Annotated in this window: 8 protein-coding genes; 5 read left to right on the plus strand and 3 right to left on the minus strand. The window is 66.3% G+C overall.

Annotated features, from left to right (window positions below; translation table 11 throughout):
- Positions 1–98 precede the first annotated feature (98 nt).
- The gene (locus tag ACSYDV_RS04160) at positions 99–15,632 is read right to left on the minus strand and encodes an autotransporter-associated beta strand repeat-containing protein (protein WP_438322474.1); all 15,534 of its coding nucleotides are present in this window, start codon (positions 15,630–15,632) and stop codon (positions 99–101) included.
- A gap of 487 nt (positions 15,633–16,119) precedes the next feature.
- Here ACSYDV_RS04160 and ACSYDV_RS04165 point away from each other — a divergent pair, with 487 nt between their 5' ends.
- Positions 16,120–17,571: a sulfotransferase family protein gene (locus ACSYDV_RS04165; RefSeq protein ID WP_438322475.1), complete on the plus strand. Its 1,452-nt coding sequence runs from the start codon at positions 16,120–16,122 to the stop codon at positions 17,569–17,571.
- A gap of 54 nt (positions 17,572–17,625) precedes the next feature.
- On the opposite strand, the gene ACSYDV_RS04170 is transcribed toward ACSYDV_RS04165, so the two are convergent.
- Entirely contained in the window at positions 17,626–18,078 is a 453-nt protein-coding gene (locus ACSYDV_RS04170; RefSeq protein WP_438322476.1) for a PepSY domain-containing protein, read from the minus strand.
- Between the two features lie 18 nt (positions 18,079–18,096).
- Between ACSYDV_RS04170 and ACSYDV_RS04175 the strand changes: the two genes are divergently transcribed.
- The 4 genes from ACSYDV_RS04175 to ACSYDV_RS04190 all read left to right on the plus strand — a co-directional run bounded on the left by ACSYDV_RS04175 (position 18,097) and on the right by ACSYDV_RS04190 (position 21,285).
- On the plus strand, positions 18,097–18,552 hold the full coding sequence (locus ACSYDV_RS04175; protein WP_438322477.1) for a PepSY domain-containing protein: 456 nt from the start codon (positions 18,097–18,099) through the stop codon (positions 18,550–18,552).
- Positions 18,553–18,555: 3 nt separating this feature from the next.
- On the plus strand, positions 18,556–19,212 hold the full coding sequence (locus tag ACSYDV_RS04180; protein ID WP_438322478.1) for a response regulator transcription factor: 657 nt from the start codon (positions 18,556–18,558) through the stop codon (positions 19,210–19,212).
- Entirely contained in the window at positions 19,212–20,603 is a 1,392-nt protein-coding gene (locus ACSYDV_RS04185; protein ID WP_438322479.1) for a sensor histidine kinase, read from the plus strand. Before ACSYDV_RS04180 ends, ACSYDV_RS04185 begins: the two co-directional genes overlap by 1 nt.
- Positions 20,604–20,748: 145 nt before the next feature.
- Positions 20,749–21,285 carry a hypothetical protein gene (locus tag ACSYDV_RS04190; protein ID WP_438322480.1) on the plus strand — a complete coding sequence of 179 codons (537 nt, stop codon included), beginning with the start codon at positions 20,749–20,751 and terminating at the stop codon, positions 21,283–21,285.
- A gap of 159 nt (positions 21,286–21,444) precedes the next feature.
- Here the strand turns inward: ACSYDV_RS04190 and ACSYDV_RS04195 are convergent, their stop codons facing one another.
- Positions 21,445–22,410, minus strand: a complete 966-nt coding sequence (locus tag ACSYDV_RS04195) for a glycerophosphodiester phosphodiesterase family protein (protein ID WP_438322481.1) — start codon at positions 22,408–22,410, stop codon at positions 21,445–21,447.
- Positions 22,411–22,437: the final 27 nt, after the last annotated feature.

The raw sequence follows: 22,437 nt of genomic DNA on the forward strand, positions 1-22,437 counted from the left end.
CCATCACTGTGCCTCGCGGATGAAGGAGTTTGCCCAGACAGAGAGAGCGGGGGTTCCAAGGAACCCGCAGCACCTTCTATTGCGCAAACTCCTTCGGCCTAGAAGCGCAGCCGGAATCCGGCCGTGCCCTTCAGATTATAGCCCGCGCCGAAATCGGCGACCGCCGTATCGCCCGACACTTCGGTATAGAGGGTGAAACGATCGTCGCCCCAGCTGTAGCTGCCGCCGAGCCCCAGTTCGCCCCACAGGCGATGATCGCGGTTGGCGATCGGCGTTCCCGACACATCGGCAACCGCCCCGTCGAGCCATTCGTAGCTGAGGTTCATCACCGTATAGAGGCGGGTCCGGCGGGTGTCGCCCGCACGGCCCTTCCAGCTTGTCTGATGATCGATCGCCAGACCCCAGCGGGTCTTCAGGCTCTCGCCCTTCCCAACCAAAACCCCGGTCGCCGACGGATCGGCGAAGCGATCGAAATCGACCTTGGCATAGCTCATCTGGACCTGCGGCGTGATCGACAGATTGCCGCCAATCGGGGTCTGCTTGCCGAGTTCGAGGCTGAACGCCTGTCCGTCGCCCTTGTTGCCGCGCGTGAGCGATCCGAGGACGCTGGATTCCAGATCGCTGTCGAACCAGCTGAGCTTGACCTGTCCATCGACATAAAAGCCCTTCGGTCCGTACCAGGTCATCGTCGCGCCGACGCCATAGCCCTGCGTGTCGATCGTGCCGTTACCGAAGATCGACGCGACGCTGCTGTCCGCCTTGCCATAATGCGCGGTCAGCCCGCCGACGAGCGCGGCGCCGTCGCTCCGCTCCGCCACCACCGCGTCGAGCCCGATCTGCGCCTGCCACTGGTCGACCTTGCGGTCGGCACCGGTCGTCGAGACGAGCGCGTCGGGGCGCTGGCGTTCGGATTCGAAACGGCCCCACAGGCCCGCACCGGCGATCGGCGAAGCGGCCCACGACCGGTTGCCGACGCGCTGTTGCAGGGTCGGCAGACGGTTCAGCGACTGCAAGGCGCCGACATAGGCCTCATAGACCGGAACGCCCGGCTGATAGAGCGGGACTTCCGGATTCTCGCCATCGAGAAGCGCAGAGCGGAGATACCAGTCGCCGTCCTGCGGCGTCGATATGCCGTTCTTGTAGAGGCGATAGCCATAAGCCCCCACGACCACCGCCTGCTCGCCGTCGAACAGATAGTCGCCCTCAAGCGCGAAATTGCCGTTCGATGCACCCGCGACGTCGACGATCTTGATCCCCTCGACCGTCTGTGCGCCTAGGCCGCCGCGGTTGATCACCGTGACCCGCGTGTTGCCCGATGTGGCACCGTTCACGATCAGGCGATCGGCTGCCGAGGCATCGCCGCCCAGTGCGGCTTCGATCTCGAGCGTGCCGCCATTGCCGACATAGTCGCCCGCGACGGTCAGCGAACCGATGCCGCTGCCCGGCGCGACGACGCCGGCATTGGCGAGGCTGCCGACGCGGCCCGCGCCTTCGACGCGGCCCGCCGCGCCGACGCTGACTGCACCGCCCAGGCTTCCCTGCACCGCCAGCGTGCCGCCGGCGACCGCCGTGCTGCCGCTGAAGCCGCCGTTGTCGGCGGTGACGAGCAGCGTGCCCGCACCATTTTTGGTCAGCGCGCCCGTTCCCGAGAAGAGACCGTTATAGGTAAAGACCGTGTCGGCCGCGGTCGCGATCGTGCCGCCGCCCGAAACGACGAAGCCACGCGCGCTGGTGACATTCGCGCTCGCTTCCAGCGTCCCGCCATCGAACGTCACGTCGCCGCTCGCCGCGCCGAGGTTGGCGTCGTTCGAAATGCGGAGCGTGCCGCCGACGATCTGCGTGCCGCCGGTGTAGCTGTTCGTGCCGCCGAGGACGAGCGTCCCCGCGTCGGTCTTGACCAGCTGCGCCGTTCCGGTGAGCGCCGAAGCGATCGTCGCGGTGAAGGCTGCGCCCGCCGTGCTGCCGTCGCCGACGCGGATCACTGCCTGCGCCCCGTCGAGTGCGACGGCGTCGCCGGTGATGACATAGCCGTTCGCCGCGAACTGCATGCCGTTGACCGACACCGCGCCCGGCGCATTGTCGACCGTGACCGTCCCCGCCGTGCCGCCGAAGATCGCAAAGGCGCCATCGGCATAAGGCGCGCTGAGGTTGCCCGTCGCGTCGGTCCAATTGTTGTTGCCCGCGCTGTTCTGCCAGACGCCGTCGCCGCCGTTGATCACGCCGTCGACCTTGGGGCCCGCCGCGCCGTCCCAGAAGTTCAGCGTCAGGCCACCCGAATTGACCAGATTGACCTGCCCCGCGATCGAGGTCTGGATGGCGGTGTTGGCGCCCGCCGGCATGGTGCCGAAGGTGACGCCATTGTTGGTCAGCGCACCGCCATAGTTGAACATGCGATAGATGCCGGTGTCGAACGCGCCGCCCGTCGGCACGCTGACATTCAGAACACCGTCGAGGATCAGATCGCCGCCGACGTTGACAAGGTCGTTGAGCGCGCCGCCCGCGACGCCCGCCTGACCGAATTCGAAATCGAGCTGCGTCCCGGCGGCAAGCGACAGATTGCCACCGATCGTCAGCGTACCCGTGCCGCCCGCGCCCGGCGCCAGCGTGGCCCCGCTGGCGAAGTCGACATTGCCGCCGATCGTGCCCGTGCCGCCGAGAGTCGCGCCGGAAAGGACATTTGTGGAGCCGGTCGCCGCCGCATAGTTACCGTTGACGAACATCGTGCCGCCCGCAACCGTGGCGCCGCCAAAGGTACCGCCGCCGCCCAGAACCAGCGTGCCGGCGCCATTTTTGGTGAAGCTGCCCGCACCCGACAGCGCGCCGGTAAGCGTCAGCGTCGTACCGCCATCGGTGCGGAAACCGCCGGTACCGATCAGCTGAGCATCGCGCGCCGAGGTGAAGGTCGCCGTCGTTTGCAGCGTGCCGCCGTCGAAGCGGACTGCACCGCCCGCGTCGCCCAGATTGCCGTCGGCTTCGATCTGCAAGGTACCGCCGTTGATCGACGTTCCGCCGGCGTAGCTGTTGCTGCCCGTCAGGACGAGCGTGCCCGCGTCGGCCTTGACCAGCGCAGCCGCGCCCGTGAGTTCGGCATCGATCGTCGCGACATAGGCCGCACCCGCAGCGGTGCCGTCGCCCACGCGGATCACGGCCTGTGCGCCGTCCAGCGACAGCATGTCGCCGGTGATCCGGTAGCCGTCGGCCGCGAACTGCATCCCCGACGCGGACACCGCGCCAAGGCTGTTGTCGATCGTCACGGTTCCCGCGGTGCCCGAGAAGATGGCAAAGGCGCCATCGTCATAGCCCGCGTTGACCGCGCCGCTGATGTCGGCCCAATTGTCGTTGCCGGTGCTGTTCTGCCAGACGCCGTCGCCGCCGTTCACCGCATTGTCGAACTTCGGCCCGGCGGCGCCGTCCCAGAAGTTGAGCGTTGCGGCCCCGGTGTTGATCAGGTTCACTTCGCCCGCAATCGACGTCTGCACCTGCGCATTGGCGCCCGCCGGCAGCGTGCCGAGGGCCAGACCATTGTCGGTGAGCGTGCCGGCATAGTTGGCGACGCGATACAGGCCGATATCGAAGCTGCCCCCCACCGGCACCGATATGTCGAGGGTGCCATCGAGGAGAAGGTCGCCACCGACGTTGATGACATCGTTGAGCGGGCCCCCGACGTCGTTCGCGCGGCCGAATTCGAAGCCCAGCGTCGCACCCGCCGCAAGCGAGAGATTGCCGTTGATCGTGAGCGTACCGGGAGCATTCACGCCGGGAGCAAGCGTCGCGCCGGTGTCGACGAACACATTGCCGCCGATGATGCCCGACCCGCCTAGCGTCGCGCCTGAGCCAACATTGGTCACGCCCGTCGCAGCCGACTGGTCCCCATTTACGAGCAGAGTGCCCGCACTGACGCTGGTCGTCCCGGTATAGCTGTTGCTACCGGTCAGGATCGTGGTGCCGGGACCGTTCTGATCGACCGCACCGCTACCCGAAATCACGCCCGCGAAGGTCTGTGCGTCCGCGCGGCTGAAGACGAGCAGGCCATTGTTGACGACGTCGCCGACGATGGAGCCCGAGGTGCCGCCATCGCCAAGTTGCAGCGTGCCGCCCGAAATCGTCGTGCCGCCGGTGAAGAGATGATCGCCGGTCAGGATCGTCCTTCCCGAACCCATCTGATCGAGCGAACCGCCGCCCGTGATCAGGCCGGCAAACAGCATGTCGTCAGAACGGTTGAACGCAAGCACGCCATCGTTGACGACATCGCCCGCGATCGCGCCGCTTGTTCCGCCGGCGCCAATCTCCAGCCGCCCGGCGAGGATCGCCGTGCCGCCGGCATAATCATTGTCCGCCGTCAGGACGAGCGTCCCCGCACCGTCCTTCGTCAGGTCGCCCGCGCCCGAAATCACACCCGAAAGGGTGAGGCCTGCGTCGGTCAGGAACGTCGCGCTGCCGGCAAGGTCGACCGCACGGCCCGACACGATATCGGCGGTCGTGTGCAGCGTGCCGCCGCCGAACGCCAGTCCGCCTGCCGCATCCCCAAGATGGGCGTCGGACGAAATGCGGAGCGTGCCGCCATTGATCGCCGTGCCGCCCGTGTAGCTGTTGGCGCCCGACAGGACGAGCGTCCCGCTGTCGGTCTTGACCAGCATCGCCGTTCCGGTCAGGTCGCTGCCGATCGCCGCGGTATAGCCCGCGCCTGCGACACTGCTGTCGCCGACCTGCACGATCGCCTGCGCGCCGGTCAGCGTCAGCGTGTCGCCCGTCAGGACATAGCCGTCGCTGGCGAATTGCATGCCAGAGGCAAGGACATTGCCGTCGCTGTTATCAATCGTGACCGTGCCGGACGCACCCGCGAAGATCGCGAAGCTGTCCTGCGCATAATCGGCGTTGATCGATCCATTGGCATCGGTCCAGTTGTTCTGGCCGCCCGCGGCGCGCCACACACCGTCGCCGCCATTCAGCGCATCATCATTTTTGGGTCCGGCCGCGCCGTCCCAGAAATTGAGCGTGAGGCCCTGCGAATTGACGAGGTTCACCTGGCCCGCGATGCCCGTCTGGACCAGAACCCCGCCGGGACCGCCGGGGATCGTTCCCAGCGTCAGCCCATTGTCGATCAGCGCGCCGTCATAGTCGAACACGCGATAGATGCCGGGACCAAAGCTGCCCCCCGCCGGGACCGTCACATTGATCGTGCCGTCGAGCGTCAGGTCGCCGCCGACATGGACCAGATCGTTGAGCGCGCCGCCCGCCACATTGGCCTGTCCGAACTCGTAATTCAGGATCGAACCGCCGGCGAGCGACAGATCGCCGTTGATCGTCAGCGTACCGGCGCTTTGGCCCGGTGCCAGAATCGCGCCGCCCAGAATGGCGACATTTCCGCCAATCGTCCCGGTGCCGCCCAGCGTCGCGCCGGAGACGACCGTCGTCAGCCCGGTCGCCGCCGACTGGTCGCCGTTGACGATCAAGGTGCCCGCGTTGACGAACGTCGCGCCCGCATAGCTGTTGGCGCCGGTCAGCGTCAGCGTGCCGAGGCCGTCCTTGGTCAGCCCGCCCGCACCGGTGAAGCGCGGCGCGATGCCGATATCATGGCCATCGGTGTCGATGAAGCCGCCGTTCGCGCCGACGATGATGTCGTGCGCGCCGAAGTCGGTGAAGAACTCATCTTCGTCCTGCGTGGCGCGCAGCACACCGCCGTCGAGCGAGAAATTGACGGTCCCCAGACCGCCACCGATCTGGCTGGTTTCGATAACACCGCGATTGCCCGCCGTTCCCGTGACGGTGACGGTTCCACTGGAACCGGCCGCAACGGCCAGCGCGAAGCCGTCGGCCCGGACGAGCCCGCCGTTTTCGATCAACAGCGAGCCGGCCCCCTCATTGCCGACGGTCATCGAGAAATCGGTGACCAGCCAGTTCGACCCGGCACCCGTCACCACGGCGCTGCCGGTGGCATTGGCACCGATATAGCCCTGGTTGCTCGTGACGTTTGCGCCATTTTCGATGCGCAGCGAGCCGGTGCCGAAGCTGCCGACACTGAATTGCTGGGTGTTGACCCACGAGGTGCCCGCACCGGACAGGATGGCGTCGCCCTGCGCCGAGGCGCCGACGACCCCGTCGTTGCTGGTAACCGTGGCGCCACCTTCAATGCGCAGCGTTCCGGCCCCGAACAGCCCGACGTTGATCCGTCCGCTATTGTCCCACGACGAACCCGCACCGCTGACCAGCACCTCGCCGACCCCGTCAGTGTCCCCGCCGATATCGCCCCCGGCGCTGACGACCTTGCCGCCGTCGGTGATGTTCAACATTCCGTTGCCGGAATATCCAACGCGCAGATCGGCGTTGTTGGTCCAAGTCGACGCGACGCCATTGGCGCCGACGCCCGAGACGTTGACGATACCCTGTGCACCGGCGTTCGCCCCGATCCAGCCCGTCTGGTTGCTGACCTGACCGCCCGCAGTGATGTTGAGCGTGCCGTTGCCGAACTCGCCGATGACAATGTCGCTCGCCCCGGTCCAGGTCGAGGCATTGCCGCTGGCGTCCTGTCCCGACACGGTGACCGTCCCGCGGCCGCCCACCTCGTCGCCGACATAGGCGATGTCGCCGACGGTCACGAGACCGCCGTCGAGGATATTGAGCGTACCGGTGCCAAGGCGACCGACGCGGAGGATGCCCGTATTGGTCCATGTCGAGGCGTTGCCGCTGCCGTCGGTGCCGACCACGGTCAGCGTGCCCTGCTCGCCGCTGTCGCTGCCGATCACGCCCTCCGCATTGGTGAGCGTGCCGCCGTTCGCAAGCCGAAGTTCGCCGCCCCGGACGTTGGCTTGCCCTGCGAAAGCGTTCGTCCCGGTCAGGACCAGCGTGCCGAGGTCGGACTTGATGACATCACCGATGCCGGTCAGATTCGACGCGATCGTCGCGACATAGGCTGCCCCGCCGATCGAGCCGTCGCCGACGCGAAGGATCGCCGCCGGATCGACGAGCGCGATATCCTTGCCCGCGATGACATAGCCGTCGCTGGCGAACTGCATCCCCGACGCGGTGACGGCGCCAAGCGTGTCATCGACGGTCACCGTGCCGCCGGCGCCCGAGAAGACCGCAAAGGCATCGTCGGTGAAGGGCGCGTTGGCCGACCCGTCGAATTCGGTCCAGTTGTCGTTGCCGCCGCTCGCCTGCCACAGGCCGTCGCCGCCGGTGATCGCGTTGTCGTTCTTGCCGCCGTACACGCCGTCCCAGAAACGCATGGTGAGGCCGGTCGTGTTGACCAGATTGACCTGGTTCGCGACCGAGGTCTGGACGAAATAACCCGAATCGGCGTCGAGCCCGTTGTCGGTCAGCGTCCCGGCATAGTTGATGATGCGATAAAGGCCCGGATCGAAGCTGCCGCCCGGGGGCACAGATACGTTGAGCGTACCATCCAGCGTCAGGTCGCCGCCGACCTCGATCAGATCGTTGAGCGCGCCGCCGACGACATTCGCCTGACCGAAATCGACGTTGAGCGTCGCGGCCGATGCGAGGTACAGATTGCGAGCGATGGTCAGCCTGCCCGGAACCCCACCGACATCGCCCGGATTGAGGTTGCCGTCAAAGATATCGACATTGCCGCCGATGGTGCCCGTGCCGCCCAGCGTGCCGCCCGTCGCCACGGTCACGAGGCTCACTCCGGCCCCGAGAATGCCGTCGACGAGCAGCGTGCCGCCCGCAACCGACGTCGTGCTGATGAGGGCCGAGCTGTCGCCGGTCAGGCGCGTGGTTCCCGCGATATGGTTGACCCTTCCAAAGCCCGTCATCGCGTTGGCGAAAATATAGTTCGTCTCCGTGTGGTTGAAGTTCAGCTCGCCCGTACCGGGTCCGAAGGTGATGGTACCATTGAGGAAGCCAGCCGCCGCTGCCGGACCGCCCTCGACACCGCCGATGTTGAGCGTGCCGGTCGCCCCGGCGTTTCCGGCAAGGATCAACGCCCCGCCGACATCGACCTGCCCGCCGTCGGTCAGGGTGAGCACACCGGTGCCGGTACCGCTGCCGATGACCAGATCGCCCGTCGTGGTGAAGCTGGAGCTGGCCCCCGACACGGTCAGGCTCGCGGTCTGCGGCGCCCCGCCGAAGGTTGCCGACGTGAAACTGGCCGCCGCCCCTTGGTCGACGGTAAAGTCGCCGCGGTTCATCAGCAGCGAGCTGCTGCTCGTCCAGTTGGAACCGGTGCCGGTGATCGCGACCGCAAGAGGATTGGTATTGCTGACAGCGGTCCCGATCTGGCTCGCACCCGCGGTGCGCAGCGTGCCGCCCGCCCCGACTGTCAAGCTGAACGGGGTGTTGAACGTCGCGCTTCCCCGGATTCCGCCCGACACATCGGCCACCGAGTCCGCGCCGGTGACATTGATCTGGGTCGAAGCGGCCGTTGTACGCAGATCGATATCACCAGCGGTGATCCGCAGCGTACCGCCCCCGGTCACGTTCACAATCGTCGATCCGGCGAAAGCAATATTTCCGCCGAGCGCGGTGGTGCTGAACTCCGACCCCGCGCCGTCGATGCTGAGCGTCGAGCGGCCCATGGTCGTGGCGCCGCCGGAAGCGACTTTCGCCCCGCCGGCAATGCGCAGTTCGCCGCCCAGGCCAATAACACGCGTCCCGCCGCCATAGCTGCTGTTGCCAGTCAGCGTGGTCACGCCGAGGCTGGCGATGTCGAGGGAGCCGGTACCCGTGATCGACCCGCCATAGGTATAGGCGTCCGAGCGGCCGAGGCGCAGCGTCCCGTTATTGACCACGTCGCCGACAATCGATGCGGTCGTGTTGACGCCGAGGCTGCCGATGAAGAGTATGCCGTCCTCGATCGTCGTGCCGCCGGTGTAGCTGCTCGCGCCCGTAAGCTGGAGCGTGCCCGCGCCAAGCTTGGTCAGCCCGCCGCTGCCCGTAATCCCGGTGGTGATGAAGGCGGAATTTACAGAATTGGTCACCTCGATCGCGCCGCCCGCCGCGCCCAGATCGAACGCGCGCGCGCTGTTGAAGCTGGCGCTCGTCACCCGCAGCGTGCCGCCGTCGAGCGTGACACCCCCGGTGGACGCGCCCAGGCGGCTGTCGGTGCTCACTGAAAGCACACCGCCGTTGATTAGCGTGCCACCGGTATAGCTGTTCGCCGCGGACAGCACGAGCGTCCCGGCGTCGGTCTTGACCAGTCGGCCCGAGCCGGTGAGATCGGCCGCGATGGTCGCGGTAAATCCTGCGCCTGCGGCCGTGCCGTCGCCGACACGGATGATCGAATCGGGACCCACAAGGGTCAGCGGTCCGCCGTCGATCACATAACCGTCGGTCGCAAACTGCATCCCCGTCGCGGTGACCGCGCCGCCGCTGTTGTCGACGGTGACCGTGCCCGCTGCGCCCGCGAAAATCGCATAGGTGCCGTCGGCATAGGCCGCATTGATGCTGCCATCGCCGCCCGTCCAGTTGTTGTCGACGCCGCCCAGATGCCAGCTGCCGTTACCGCCGTCGATGACATCGTTGAACTTGGGTCCGGCGGTGCCGTCCCAGAAGCTGAGCGCCAGCCCGTCGCTGTTGATCAGATTGACCTGACCCGCGACCGAGGTTTGCACGGTGACATTGCTCCCGGCGGGCATCGAGCCCAGAGCCAGTCCGTTGTCGACGAGCGTGCCGCCATAGTTGAACACGCGGTACAGGCCGCCGCCGAAGTTGCCGCCGGCCGACACATTGACGTTGAGCGTCCCGTCGAGCATCAGATCGCCGCCGACATTGACGAGGTCGTTGAGCGGGCCGCCCGCAACATCGGCCTGTCCGAATTCGAAGTTCAGGACCGAACCGCCCGCCAGCGTCAGATCGCCGTTGATGCTGAGCGTGCCGGGGCTGTTGCCCGGCGCAAGGATGCCGCCGTTCAGGACGTTGACGTTGCCGCCGATCGTCCCGCTGCCCGCCAGCGTCGCGCCCGACGCCACGGTCACAAGGCCCGTCGCCGCCGACTGGTCGCCATTGATCCGCAGCGTCCCGGCGTTGATGCTGGTCGCGCCGGCGTAACTATTGTTCCCGCTCAGCGTCAATATGCCCGCGCCCGCTTTGGTGAAGCCGCCCGCGCCCGACATCACGCCGCCGAGTGCGAAGTTCGTTCCCGCATCGGTCAGGATCGTGCCCGCGCCGGTCAGGCTGGCGTTTCGCGTGCTCGCAAAAGATGCGGTGGTACGCAGCGTGCCGCCGGAGAAGATGAGGCCGCCCGCCGCAGCGCCGAGGTTGGCGTCAGCGGAAACCTGCAGCGTACCGCCAAGGATCGACGTGCCGCCGGCATAGCTGTTGATGCCCGAAAGCACGGTCGTGCCGGCTCCGGTCTGCTGCACAGCACCGCTGCCCGAGATGAGTCCGGCAAAATTGACGAGGTTCGACCGGTTGAACATCAGCAAGCCGTCATTGACGACATTGCCGAGGATGCTGCCCGTCGCCCCGCCATTGCCCAGCTGGAGCGTGCCCGCGTTGATCGTGGTGCCGCCCGAATAGCTGTTCGTTCCGGTCAGGATCGTCGTGCCCGCGCCATTCTGGAACACGCCGCCGGTGCCGACGATCGTGCCGCCATAGGTCAGGCTGTCGGACCGGTTGAACGCGAGCGTCCCGAAATTGTTCACGACCGCGCTGGCGATCGACCCCGTCGTGCCGCCACCACCGATCGACAGGATGCCGCCGTTGATGTTGGTCGACCCGGTGTAGCTGTGATTGCCGGTCAACACCCACGTACCGCTGTCGTTCTTCGCGAGCGTGGTGACGCCGGTGCCGGCGTTGCCGATCGAACCGGCCAGCGTATTATTGCCGCTGTTGGTGCCGCCCAGCGCGATCGTGCGCGCCTGATTGCTGTTCGCAAGCGTCACCGGTCCCGTGTCGGTAAAGACGATCGCGCCCGTCCCCGACGATTCGATGAAGGTCACGCCCTGCGACAGGGTGAACAGACGGTTCGTGCTGTCGCCCGCGCCGGTATAGCGCAGCGTCGAGCCGTTGCCGATGACGAGATTCCCCGCCGCCGCCGACGAAGCGCCGATGCTGCTCGCCACGCCGCCGTTCGCCAGCTTGTCGACGCCCAGCACGCCGCCGCTGATCGTCGTGATACCGGTATAATTGCTGTCCGGATTGGTCAGAATCCAGGTGCCTGCGTCGGTCTTGGTCAGGCGGGTTACGCCCGTCCCGTTGTTCGTGATCTGCCCGGCAAGAATATTGTTCGCCGTGCTCGTGCCGCCCAGCGTCAGCGCCTGCGCCGTGTTTGCGCTGGCAAAGGTCAGCGGCCCCGCATGGGTAAAGACGATCGCGCCCGTGCCCGATGCGTCGAGCTTGCTGGAATTCGACGCGCCCAGCGTGAACTGGCGGTTCGTGCTTCCGCCTGCGCCGACATATTGCAGCGTACCGCCGCTGATGACCAGGTTGCTCGCCGCCGAGGATGAGGAGCCGATCGAGCTGTTCGCACCGCCATCGTCAAGGCAGGCAACCGCGAGCGTGCCCTGATTGATGACGGTCGTCCCGCCATAGCTGCTCGAACAGCCCGACAGCTGCTGATATCCGCCGCCGGCCTTGATCAGGCCGCCGCTACCCGAAATTTCACCGCCGAAGATGACCCCGCCGCTGCCGCCGTTGGTGATGGTCAGCGTGGCATCGCCAAGCGTGACCGCACCGCCCTGTGCGCTACCCGTCGTGATCAGAAAGGCGACGCTGTTGTCATATCCGTCGAGGTCGAGCGTAGCGCCCGGTACATTCTCGAACTGCACGCCGCCGCTACCAAGCGCGGTGGTCGATCCGGCCCGCAGCGTCCCGTCATAGATGCGCACCGACCCCGTCGAGCCATTGTTGCCCGACAGGAGGAGCGTGCCGGCGCCTGATTTCTGAAGCTGACCACCGCCGGTGATATTGCCCGAAAATTCCAGCACGGTCGCCGCATTAGTGATGTTGAACCCGCCGTTTCCGCTCAACGAAAACCCGCGATCGGTCGAAGCGCTGGCGCCGGTATAACCAAGCGCCCCGTTCGCGAAGACAAGGTTCGATCCCGCCGCCGACGAGGCCCCGATGCCGCTCGCCAGCCCGCCGTTCGCGATACAGTCGATCGCGAGATTGCCGCCGATCGTCGTGACGCCCGTATAGTCGTTGCTGCAGCCGCTGAACGTCTGGCCGGAACCGGCCGTCCGCGTATAGCCTCCGGTTCCGGTGATACGGCCCGTGAAGTTACCGGCACCGCCGCCGGTGATCAGCGTGCGTCCGCCAAGGTCGATCAGACCGCCGCCGATGACCGCGGCGAAGTTCAGGTCGAAACCGCCAAGGTCGAGCGTCGCGCCGCTGTTGACGGTCATGAAGCGGCCACCCGGACCGAATGCGCGGACCGATCCGGCGCGCAGGGTGCCCGCATTGACGATCGTCTCGCCGGTATAGCTGTTGGTCCCGCTGAGGACGAGGGTTCCCGCGCCGTCCTTGAAGAATGTCCCCGGCCCCGCCGCGACACCGCTGATCGTCAGCGTTGTTCCGGCATTGGCGACGTCGATGCCGCCCTGCCCCGCCGCAAGCGTAAAGCCGCGATCGATGGCCACGGTGCCGCCGGTATATTGCAGCTTCGCCCCATTGCTCATCACCAGATTGGCCGAATCGCTGCTCGCCGCGCCAAGGCCGCTCGCGACGCCGCCATCGGACAGCGTATTCACCGAAATCATGCTGTTTCCGGCGGCTGACGACTGGGTGATCGTCGTGACACCGACATAATCATTGGCGGCGTTCGACAGCACCAGCGTGCCCCAGCCGGTCTTGGTCAGCCCCGCATCGTCAGCGCTGGTTACCAGCCCGGAAAATTCGACGGTTCGGCCCGAATCGACCTGGATCGCGCGTTCGGCTCCGCCGTTGACGAGCGTGATCCCGCGATCGGTGACGGCATCGACGCCGCCGGTATAGGCAAGCGTACCGCTTTCGATGACCAGATTCGCCGCGCTGGCGCTCGACGCGCCAAGGCTGCTCGCGGCCCCGCCGTTCGCCAGTTGCGCGACCTCCAGCCGCCCGCCGCTCAGCGTTGTACCGCCGGTATAGCTGTTCGCGGCGTTCAGGCGGACGGTGCCGCTGCCGCTCTTGGCGAAACCGGTCGCGCCGCCATTGTTCACGATCGTCGAGGCAATCGTGAAAATACCCGAGCCATTGTGCTGGACGCCCAGCGTCCCGCCGCCCGCACTACCGGTCAGCGAACCGCCGGTAATGGTCTGGTTCGTGGCGAGCGTGCTGGGCGCGACGATGATCGTTCCGTCGATGCCCAGCATATTTCCGGCACCGATCGCGACGGTCGATGGCGTCGCCGCGGTGTAGCGGAGGCCGCCAAGCTGAACGCTTCCCGTCACCGTCCCAAAGAACGGCGTGTTCGCGGCGTTGGCCGTATCGCTGATGATATCGCCGTTCGCCCATGTCCCGGCGTCGTCCTTGGTCGTATAGTCGCTGGCGTCGAACGCGAGGATGCCGCCCCCGACCACCTTGGCATAGTCGGAACCGTTGATCGTCGCCCAGCCGCCCAGAACGCCGTCGGCATTGCTCGTCGTGATCGCGCCGCCGGTCGGCAGCACGAAATTGACCAGCCCGCCCGCGCGCGTGATTGCCCCGAGGTTGAGGTTGACGATGCCCCCCGCACCATTGAGCGCGCGGACCGTGTTGCTGCCGGCGCTGACCGTCACGCCGCCGAAACTCTGGTTGTTGGTCTCACCCGCGGCGCCCGTCACTTCGAGCGTCCCGCCTGACAGGACCAGCGGCGAGGATGCCGAAAGGATATTGCTGGTGGGCCCGCCGGCGCCCGAGAAATCGAGCTTGAGCAGGCCACCGCCGATCGTCGTCGCGCCCGTATAGGTACTGGTGCCCGTGAGCGTCAGCGACCCCGCGCCGTTTTTCCGCAAACCACCGGTTCCGGTGATGCTGCCGGCAAAGACCTGCGCGTTTTTCGCCTCGACCGTCAGCGTCTGCGCGCCGAGCGAAACCGTGCCGCCCGAGCCGCTCAAGGATGGCGCGACCAGGTCGAAATTGCCAAGGTCGAGCGTGCCGCCGCTGATGATCAGGCCATTGGCGGGCCCGAGGGCCGCCGCATTCCCCAGCTTCAGCGTGCCCGCCGTTACCGTGACATTGCCGGTGAAATTATTGGCGCCACCGATGACCCAGGTACCGCTACCGTTCGAAATGAGGCTGCCGACGCCCGAAATCACGCCCGAAAAACGACTCTCGCCGGCAAAGCTGCCGCCCAGCGTCAGACTGTCGACGGCACCGCCGGGCGCAAAGGTGGCGTTGCCGCTCAAATCGAGCGCGCCCGTCCCGTCGTTCGAGATACCGCCGGCACCAGCGATGGTCCACGCGCGATCGCTGGCGTCGCCCGTGCCGGTATAGCTCAGCGTCCCGGCGCTGAGGCCGATGGTGGCCCCCGTGCCCAGCGAACTGACGACATTCGTGTCGGCAAGCACCGACGCCTTCACCAGACCCGCGATGGTCGCCTGTCCGGTAAATATGTTCGCGCCGCCCAGCGTGACAGTATTTCCGGCCGCGCCGTTGAAACCATAGGAGCCCCCGCTGAGGACGCCCAGCAATTCCATATTGGCGGTATCGGCGACGAAGGTGCCGCCAACCGAAACATCGATGTCGCCGGTGATGGAGAGCGTTCCGGTCCCCTGGTTGCGAATGATCGCACCGTTGCCGTTGATGTCCCAGTTCCGGTTCGAACTGTCGCCATCGCCCAGATAGATCAGGCTGTCGCTATACTGGCTCTGCTGGTTGAAGATGATCGTGCCGTCGGCGATCGTGACGGGGGCACCCAGCGAACTCGCCTCGCCGAGGTTACGGAGCGAAGTGAAGCGTGCCGAGCAGGTGCCGTTACACCCGACAAAGACCGTCTGGCCGGTATAGGTGCTGAGGTCGTTGCTCATCGTGACGCCGCTGGCGGCCACCGAAACCCTGCCATTGCCGGATATCAGCGCCGAACCCGCGCCGCTGCCTTCGAGGATCAGCGTCCCGCCGTTGCCGATGGCGACCCCGCGGTTCGTCGATGCACCCGCGATCGACAGCCGGACCGTCGCGCCTGCGGCGGTCACGATGTTGTTGCTCAATGCGCCCAGCGCCGCATCATTGGCCGCATATATGCTACCCAGATTGAGCGCGATGCCGCCGGTGAAGCTGTTCGTGCCGTTGAGGATCAGCCCGCCGGCACCTGCCTTGATCAGGCCCGACGAGCCCGCGATCGCCGAGTTGATCGCCGCGTTGCCGTTGTTTGTCGTGATCGTCGAGGAAGGCCCGCCCAGCGTCAGCGTGCTGCCGTTCAGGACGTAACCCGCCGAGTTGAAGGTAACATTGCCGACCGTAACCGGAACCGCCACGGTCACCGTGCCCGCAGTGCCGCCGAAAATCGCATTGTCGATATCGCCATTTTTCCACGGCTCGACGAACGGCCCGCTGACGCCGTCGCCGTTCGGGCTCCAGTTGAGGTTGGCAAGGTTCCAGGTGCCCGTCCCGCCCGATCCGACCGCCGTGACATTGGCGTCCCAATGCCGGTCCTCGGCATGTGCCCCCGTCGAAATGCCGCATGCGAGCACCGCCGCCAGCGAGGCCCCGCAAAGAAGGCGCCGCGAACGAGCCTTTGCATTCCGGTCGTTACGGCGGGGCATTTTCTTCTCGGTCATGACGCATCCTCGAACGCAAAAAAACCGCCCGGACGGGCGAGCGGGGTAATGGACGAATTGATTATAGGACGAAGGCCGGGTGCCATATCGAACGGCACGCGGAGACAGGCATGCGAAGGGTGGACAGACCGCGACGTGACGCGTGATCCTGGTTCATGCGACGCCCCCTGGTTCCAGCGCCCCCCGCTCATCGAACGAGCAGCGCTTCAATCGACTGTCTCGCGCGCCGTTGGACGGCCCGCTCGATCTGCCCCGACATCATGCCCCCTCCGCCGAAGCGGATGGTCGCGAAGAGCAAGACCAGATCCATATGCCCCGCTACAAAGCATTGGTTATCAACTAATTACCAAACGCCTGATAATCAGCGTATGTCACGGTATCGACACGGGAAGATGATGCCGGGTAACATGTTGAGCGGGCCGTTCCGAAGCGGTCGCAGGCCACGCAAAGCTTGCCCCGAGGACGGTTGCGTCCCTAGACCTTCCCCATGCCGACGACACACCCGCACGCCCCCTCCCCCGACAGCGAGCAGGCACTGCGCCGGGCTATCGCCCGCCATCCCGGCGACGCCCGCGCGCATGCCGCGCTCACATCCTTCCTCTGCGACGCGGGCCGTGTGGACGAGGCGCTGGCGCATATCGCGCACGAGACGGACCGGCACCCGGCCAGGCTCTGGCCGCTGTCGATAAAGGCCGGCATATTGTCCAGCGCGCGGCGCGCGGCCGAGGCGCTGGAGGTCCACCGGCTATTGGTCGCGATGGCCTCCGACGTGCCGCTGCTGTGGGCGAATTTCGGCGGCGATCTGGCGGCCGTCGGCGACGTCGACCAAGCCGCCACCGCCTTTCGCGCAGCGGTCGAACGCGCGCCCGATTACGGGACCGCGTGGCTGGGACTGGCCAATCTGCCCGGCGCGCCGTTTGACGACGCCGATCTCGCGGCGATGGAAAAGGGCGCCGCCCTTTCTCGCGATCCCTATCAACAGATCCAGCTCCTCTTCGCGCTGGGCCGCGCCTATGGCGCGCGCGGCGCGTTCGACCGCTCCTTCGCGACATTTCGCGAAGCCAATATGCTGCGCGAAACACGCCTTCCCTATAAGCCGGCGGAGCTCGCCGCGCTGGTCGATGCCCACATGATGCTCCCGGCATCCTTCTTTGCCACGGCGCGGCATATTGCCGCTCCGGCGAACGGGGCCATCTTCATCGTGGGGATGCCCCGCTCGGGATCGACGCTCGTCGAACAGATCCTCGCCAGCCATCCGCAAGTCGAGGCGATGGGCGAACTGTTCGCACTGCACGAGGTCGCCGCCTCGATCGGCGCCTTCGATGCGCCCGGCGCCTTTGCCGAGCGGCTGCAGCGATTGACGCAAGCCGAAGCGGACCAGCTTAGCGCCCGCTATCTGGCTAGCGTCGGGCGCCATCGCCAAACCGATCGCCCGCATTTCACCGACAAAATGCCTGCGAACTGGCGCCTGATCGCGCTCATTCACCGCATCCTGCCGGACGCGGCGATCATCGACGTGCGGCGCGACCCGCTGGCCTGCTGTTTTTCGGCCTATACGACCTATTTCAACCGCCACACCGACTTTCCCAACAGGCTGGAAGATCTGGGTGCATATTACCGGCAATATAGGCGAATGATGGAAAGGGTGCGGGCTCTGGCGCCCGGCCGGATATACGGCCTCGATCATGCGCGGCTGGTCGCGGGTGCGGAGCAGGAAATTCGCGCGCTTCTGGCGTTTCTGCGCCTTCCCTTTGCATCATCATGCCTCAGACCCGAAGACAATCCGCGCGCCGTCTACACGCCGAGCGCCCAGCAGGTTCGGCGCCCCATTCGCCATGGAACGGACCGGTCGCAGGCCTATTTGCCCTGGCTGGAACCGCTGCGCGCCGCACTCGACGCCGGCGAGCCGGCGAAAAGCTCCGCCTCGCACGCAGCGTGACGGAGCCATATCGCCGGCGAACCGCCGCCCCCCGAAGGGAGCGGCGATAACAGCTCAGTCATCCCAGCGGTCGTCGCGGTCGATTTCCAGGACGCGCCGGCCCCTGGCGTCCATTTCGATGTCGAGCTCGCGGCCCGACGCATCATATCCTTCGACCTCGAGGCGGCCGTCGTCACGCTCGACCTCGGTCACGCGCACCATACCGGCGCGCTTGAGAGCCTCGACGTTGGGGACCGGCATGGCGCGGCGCTGATCCCGGTAATCGTCGTCGTCATCCCACCGGGTTTCCGACCAATAGGCCTGACCCTGTGCGCCGGCGGGGGCCGGGCGGGCCGCGACGGCGACCGAGGTCGCCAGAACACCCGCACCGGCGAGCAGGATAAGGGGGAGCTTGAACTTCATGAACCTGTCCTTTTGCAACATCACCGCTGCGGTGACGGGTTGCTTTTGCCCGATCGTACCTGACGGCACCGTCACGCGAAGCGTCAGCCTATTGTCAGCTTCCATCCGCTACGATGTCCTTTCATGCGATTTTTCCTTCTTCCCTTTGCCCTTTCGCTCGGTGCCGTTTCGCTCGGTGCGCTATCCGCATGCGGCAGTGGCTCATCAGAGCCCCCGCGCCGCGACGAAGCGCAAGAACCGCCGCGCCCCGAGCAGGCGCGCGCGGCCGACCCGCCAAGGCCGCTCGCCGAACCCGCTTCGGCCAATGACATGATGACAAGGCCACCGGAAAAATTCGCGATTGCGGACCAGCGAGGCGGCGCGGCGCGCGAAATCACAGCCGGCAAGCTGCTTCCGCTGGCGCGCATATTGGACATCGCCCGCCGGCGCGTTCCCGGCGAGATAATCGAGGTGGACCTTGACGATGACGAGGGCGAACCGCCAGAATATGAAGTGGAAATCCTGACGGACGACGGCCGTTCGATCGAAATGAAGATCGATGCGCGAACCGGCAAGATCCTCGAAGTGGAAGCCGACTGAACCATGCGCCTGCTTCTTGTCGAAGATGATGACGTCATCGCCCGCGGCGTCGCGGAAGCGCTGGGCCGCGCCGGCTTTCTGATAGATCGCGCCGCCGACGGCGAGGACGCATGGGTGCGCGGCGGCGATGAAGATTATGATGCGGTCGTGCTGGATCTGGGATTGCCCCGCCTCGACGGTTTGACGGTCCTCAAACGCTGGCGAGGCGAGGGCCGCTCCTTCCCGATCATCATCCTGTCGGCGCGCGGCGGCTGGCTCGAAAAAGTCGAGGGGATCGAGGCTGGTGCGGACGACTATCTCGCCAAACCGTTCGAACCCGCAGAATTGGTCGCGCGCGTCCGGGCTCTGGTGCGCCGCAGCGCGGGCCTGTCCGATGCCGTGCTGCGGTTCGGCAAGCTGACGCTCGATACAAGGCGGATGCAGGCGAACGTCGCGGGCGCCGACATCAACCTGTCGCCGCTGGAATATCGCCTCCTCGATGCGCTCGCGCACAGCCGCGGGCGGCCGCTGGCCGCCGCCGAGCTGTCCGAGGCGCTTCACGGCACCGAGGCGCTTGAGGCGAACGCGATCGAGGCGCTGGTCGCGCGCCTGCGCCGCAAGCTTGGAAGCGGCATCGTCGAGACGCGGCGCGGCTTCGGCTATATTCTCGCCGACGCCTGATGCTGCGCTCTGCCGCCCGGATCCTGAACCGCTCGCTCAGCATGCGGCTGCTCCTTTTCGCGGGCGCCGCGATTGCGCTGGCGTTGATGCTGGCGTGGATCGCCCTCGGCTATCTTTTCGAGCGGCATTCCGAACGGCAATTGCAGGACGAACTCGAACGTCAGGGCATCGCTCTGGTCGCGGCGCTCGAACTGGACGCCGCGGGACGGCCGAGGCTGAGCAAGCCGCTCGTCGATCCCCGTTTCGACCGGCCGGGGAGCGGACTTTACTGGAAAGTCCGTGCGCCGGCGGGCGAACTGCGATCGCGCTCTTTATGGGATGGCGTGATCCCGCCGCCCGTTAAAAAAGCGACGCGCGGATGGACATCTTTCAATGTCGACGGACCTTTTGAGGATCGCATTCTGGTCGTTGCCCGCACGGTGCAGCCAAGTTCCGCCGGCCCCGTCCTGTTGGTCGAGGTCGCCGCCGACCGTTTGCCCGTGGCCCGTGCCCGCTCCGCTTTCGCAAGCGAGGCGGCCGTTTTCCTCGCTATCCTGTGGCTCGCGCTCGCCATGGCGGCTGCCGTGCAGGTCTGGCTGGGACTAAGACCGCTCCGGGCGGTCAGCGACGACCTGTCATCCATGTCAACGACGATCGACGCCCGCCTGGCCGACGCCGATTATCCGATCGAAATCCGGCCGCTCACCGATGCCATCAACGTCTTTGCCGACCAGCGCGCGGCCGATGTGGAGCAGGCCCGGCAACGCGCCCGCGACCTCGCCCACGCGCTCAAGACACCGATCACCGCGCTGCGCATGCAGATCGATGCGCTGGAACCGCGCGACCGGGGCGAATTGTCGCATAGCCTCGCGCTGCTTTCGGGCGCGGTGGAGAGCGAACTCGCGCGCGACGCGGACCGCGCGAGGGGACAGGTCACCGTCGCCGGGCCGATCGTGGACCGCCTTCTCACCGTGGTATCGCGAACGCCGGATGGGTCGCGTCTTGATCTGCGCAACCGCCTGCCCGAAGATCTTGTGATCCCGATGAGCGACGAGGCCGCGCTGGAAGCCTTTGGCGCGCTGATCGAAAATGCCGCCCGCCATGCCGCCAGCGCCGTCGAAATATCCGGGCATGTCGACCCGCAAGGGCATCGCAGGATCCGGATCTGCGACGACGGCGACGGTATTGCGGAAGCATTGCGTCCCGCCGCGCTCGGTCGCGGGGTTCGTCTGGACGAGCGCGGGACGCGTCACGGGCTCGGCCTTTCCATCGCGCAGCAGTTCGTCACGGCGAGCGGCGGCGTCCTGACCTTGCAAACAGCGTCTCTCGGCGGGCTGAGCGTCCAGCTGGACTGGCCGCCAGCGGTGGAAACGAGGCGGCCCGATGGAGCCTCCCGCCAGAAACAGGATTGAGACCGGTGATCGGCGCATCACCTTCTCAGGCAGGCGCAACGGCATGAACGACGCCGCGCCGGCTTGTGACGGCGGGATGCACAAAAATGACATGGCCGCGACCTAGAGGGGGCAGCATATCTTTGGCCTTTCGACACGGACCCTCATGACCAAATCCTCCTTCCTCCTCGCCTGCGCTCTGCTCTCTCCCCTCACGCCCGCCTTGGCCCAGACCGCGCCCGCCGCCGCCGCGCCGCAGCCCGCGCAGGATCTGGGCGAGTTCCCCTATCTCAGCGCGCCCGATGGCTATGCCTTGCGCAACCAGACGGGGCTGGAATTCGAACAGAAATATCTCTTCCCCGGCGGCAAGCTGGAGATTGTGGAGGGCCCCTATTTCCATGCCGACATCTTCGTCGACGGGAGCGTCTGGAACGAGACCCTGCTGCTCAGCCGTTTCGACCGGCAGATTGCGGCCCTTGGCGGAAAGCGCATGTTTGACGGCAGCATGCCCGCTGCGGCGCGCACCATGATTCAGGAGAATGAGCCCCGGTTCGTGAAGGACCTCTACGATCCCTGGCCTTATCGTTTCCGCCAATATCTGATCCAGCGGCCGGGCAAGACGATCTGGGTTGAAATCGGCTATGGCTATAACGCCGAAATGCTCGACCTGACCGTGATCGAGAAGGAGCCGCAAGCGGACTAACGGATACCGCCGCGCGTCGGCGCGGGGCGATGATCTGTTGAACCGGATCATCCGGCCCATCGTCCACGTCGCACCAGATCAGGAACCTCGACAGAGCGCCCCGGCGAACCGCTCGCCGGGGCGCTCTGCCGCCCGCACATCAGCGCGCGGCAAGGCACATCATTTGCCGAAAGGACGAAGCCCCTTGCCGGCGAGATAGAAAGCGAGGGATTCGGGCCGGTCGGTCAGAAATACCGTCGCGCCCGCCCTGATCAGGCGTCCCCAATTGGCATCGGGATCCTGCATGGCCAGCGTGTCGGAATAACCGCCGGCGGTCGCGCCCCAAAAGGGTTCCGCCCAGGCGCGTGCGCCGCTTGCGCGGATCGCCTCGACACCTTCCTCGAAGTAAGGAAGATTGACGAAAACGACGGTATAGGCCGCCGGCTTATATTGGCCGTGGCTCTTCACGACCTGCGACAGGGGCGGGCCAAAGCTTGTCACGCGTTGCAGATAAGTCACCCGTTTCAACAGCGGCACGCGGTCCATCAGGCGATCGTCGCGGCCGGAGGTCATCTTGACGGTCATCTGGTCGAGCACGCCCATCCGCTCCAGAAGCGGCAGCGACTGCGCCCAGACCTGTTCCAGATCCGGCCCCTTGGCGTCCAGATCGACCAGTATCTCGCCGCGCATCGCCTCCATCGCTTCCTCGAAGGTCGGGACCCGCTCGTCCGTCACGACCGCATCGGCCCCGCCTCTTCCCATCCTGAGGCGCAGCTGCCGGATCTGCGCGAGGGTCATGTCGGCGACACGCCCGCTGCCGTTGGTGGTGCGATCGACGGTCGCGTCGTGCATCAGCACCAGCACGCCATCCTTGGTGAGTTGCACGTCGGTTTCGACCATGTCGATGCCCATGAACATGCATCGGCGGAAGGACGCGAGCGAGTTTTCAGGCGCTTCGACATGACAGCCGCGATGCGCGACAATCATGGCAGGGCCGTTCGGATCGCGCAGCCGCTGAACCAGCATCTGCGCGCGCGACGGCTTCTGCTGAACGGCGCCGGGCGGTGTCGGCGCCTGGGGTTCGGCCGCGACCGCAGGGATCGGGGCGAGCGCCGCCAGCAAGGCAGCGGGGATCATTCGGAACATGGGGACTCCATCGGTGATCCGGATATA

Source organism: Sphingopyxis selenitireducens (genome assembly GCF_051550705.1).
In the GTDB taxonomy this organism is placed as follows: domain Bacteria; phylum Pseudomonadota; class Alphaproteobacteria; order Sphingomonadales; family Sphingomonadaceae; genus Sphingopyxis.

Bases quoted from the DNA above. Each gene is read 5' to 3' on its own strand.
- ACSYDV_RS04195 (WP_438322481.1), bottom strand. From the start codon at position 22,410: ATGTTCCGAATGATCCCCGCTGCCTTGCTGGCGGCGCTCGCCCCGATC.
- ACSYDV_RS04160 (WP_438322474.1), bottom strand. From the start codon at position 15,632: ATGACCGAGAAGAAAATGCCCCGCCGTAACGACCGGAATGCAAAGGCT.
- ACSYDV_RS04175 (WP_438322477.1), top strand. From the start codon at position 18,097: ATGCGATTTTTCCTTCTTCCCTTTGCCCTTTCGCTCGGTGCCGTTTCG.
- ACSYDV_RS04165 (WP_438322475.1), top strand. From the start codon at position 16,120: ATGCCGACGACACACCCGCACGCCCCCTCCCCCGACAGCGAGCAGGCA.
- ACSYDV_RS04190 (WP_438322480.1), top strand. From the start codon at position 20,749: ATGACCAAATCCTCCTTCCTCCTCGCCTGCGCTCTGCTCTCTCCCCTC.
- ACSYDV_RS04185 (WP_438322479.1), top strand. From the start codon at position 19,212: ATGCTGCGCTCTGCCGCCCGGATCCTGAACCGCTCGCTCAGCATGCGG.
- ACSYDV_RS04170 (WP_438322476.1), bottom strand. From the start codon at position 18,078: ATGGAAGCTGACAATAGGCTGACGCTTCGCGTGACGGTGCCGTCAGGT.
- ACSYDV_RS04180 (WP_438322478.1), top strand. From the start codon at position 18,556: ATGCGCCTGCTTCTTGTCGAAGATGATGACGTCATCGCCCGCGGCGTC.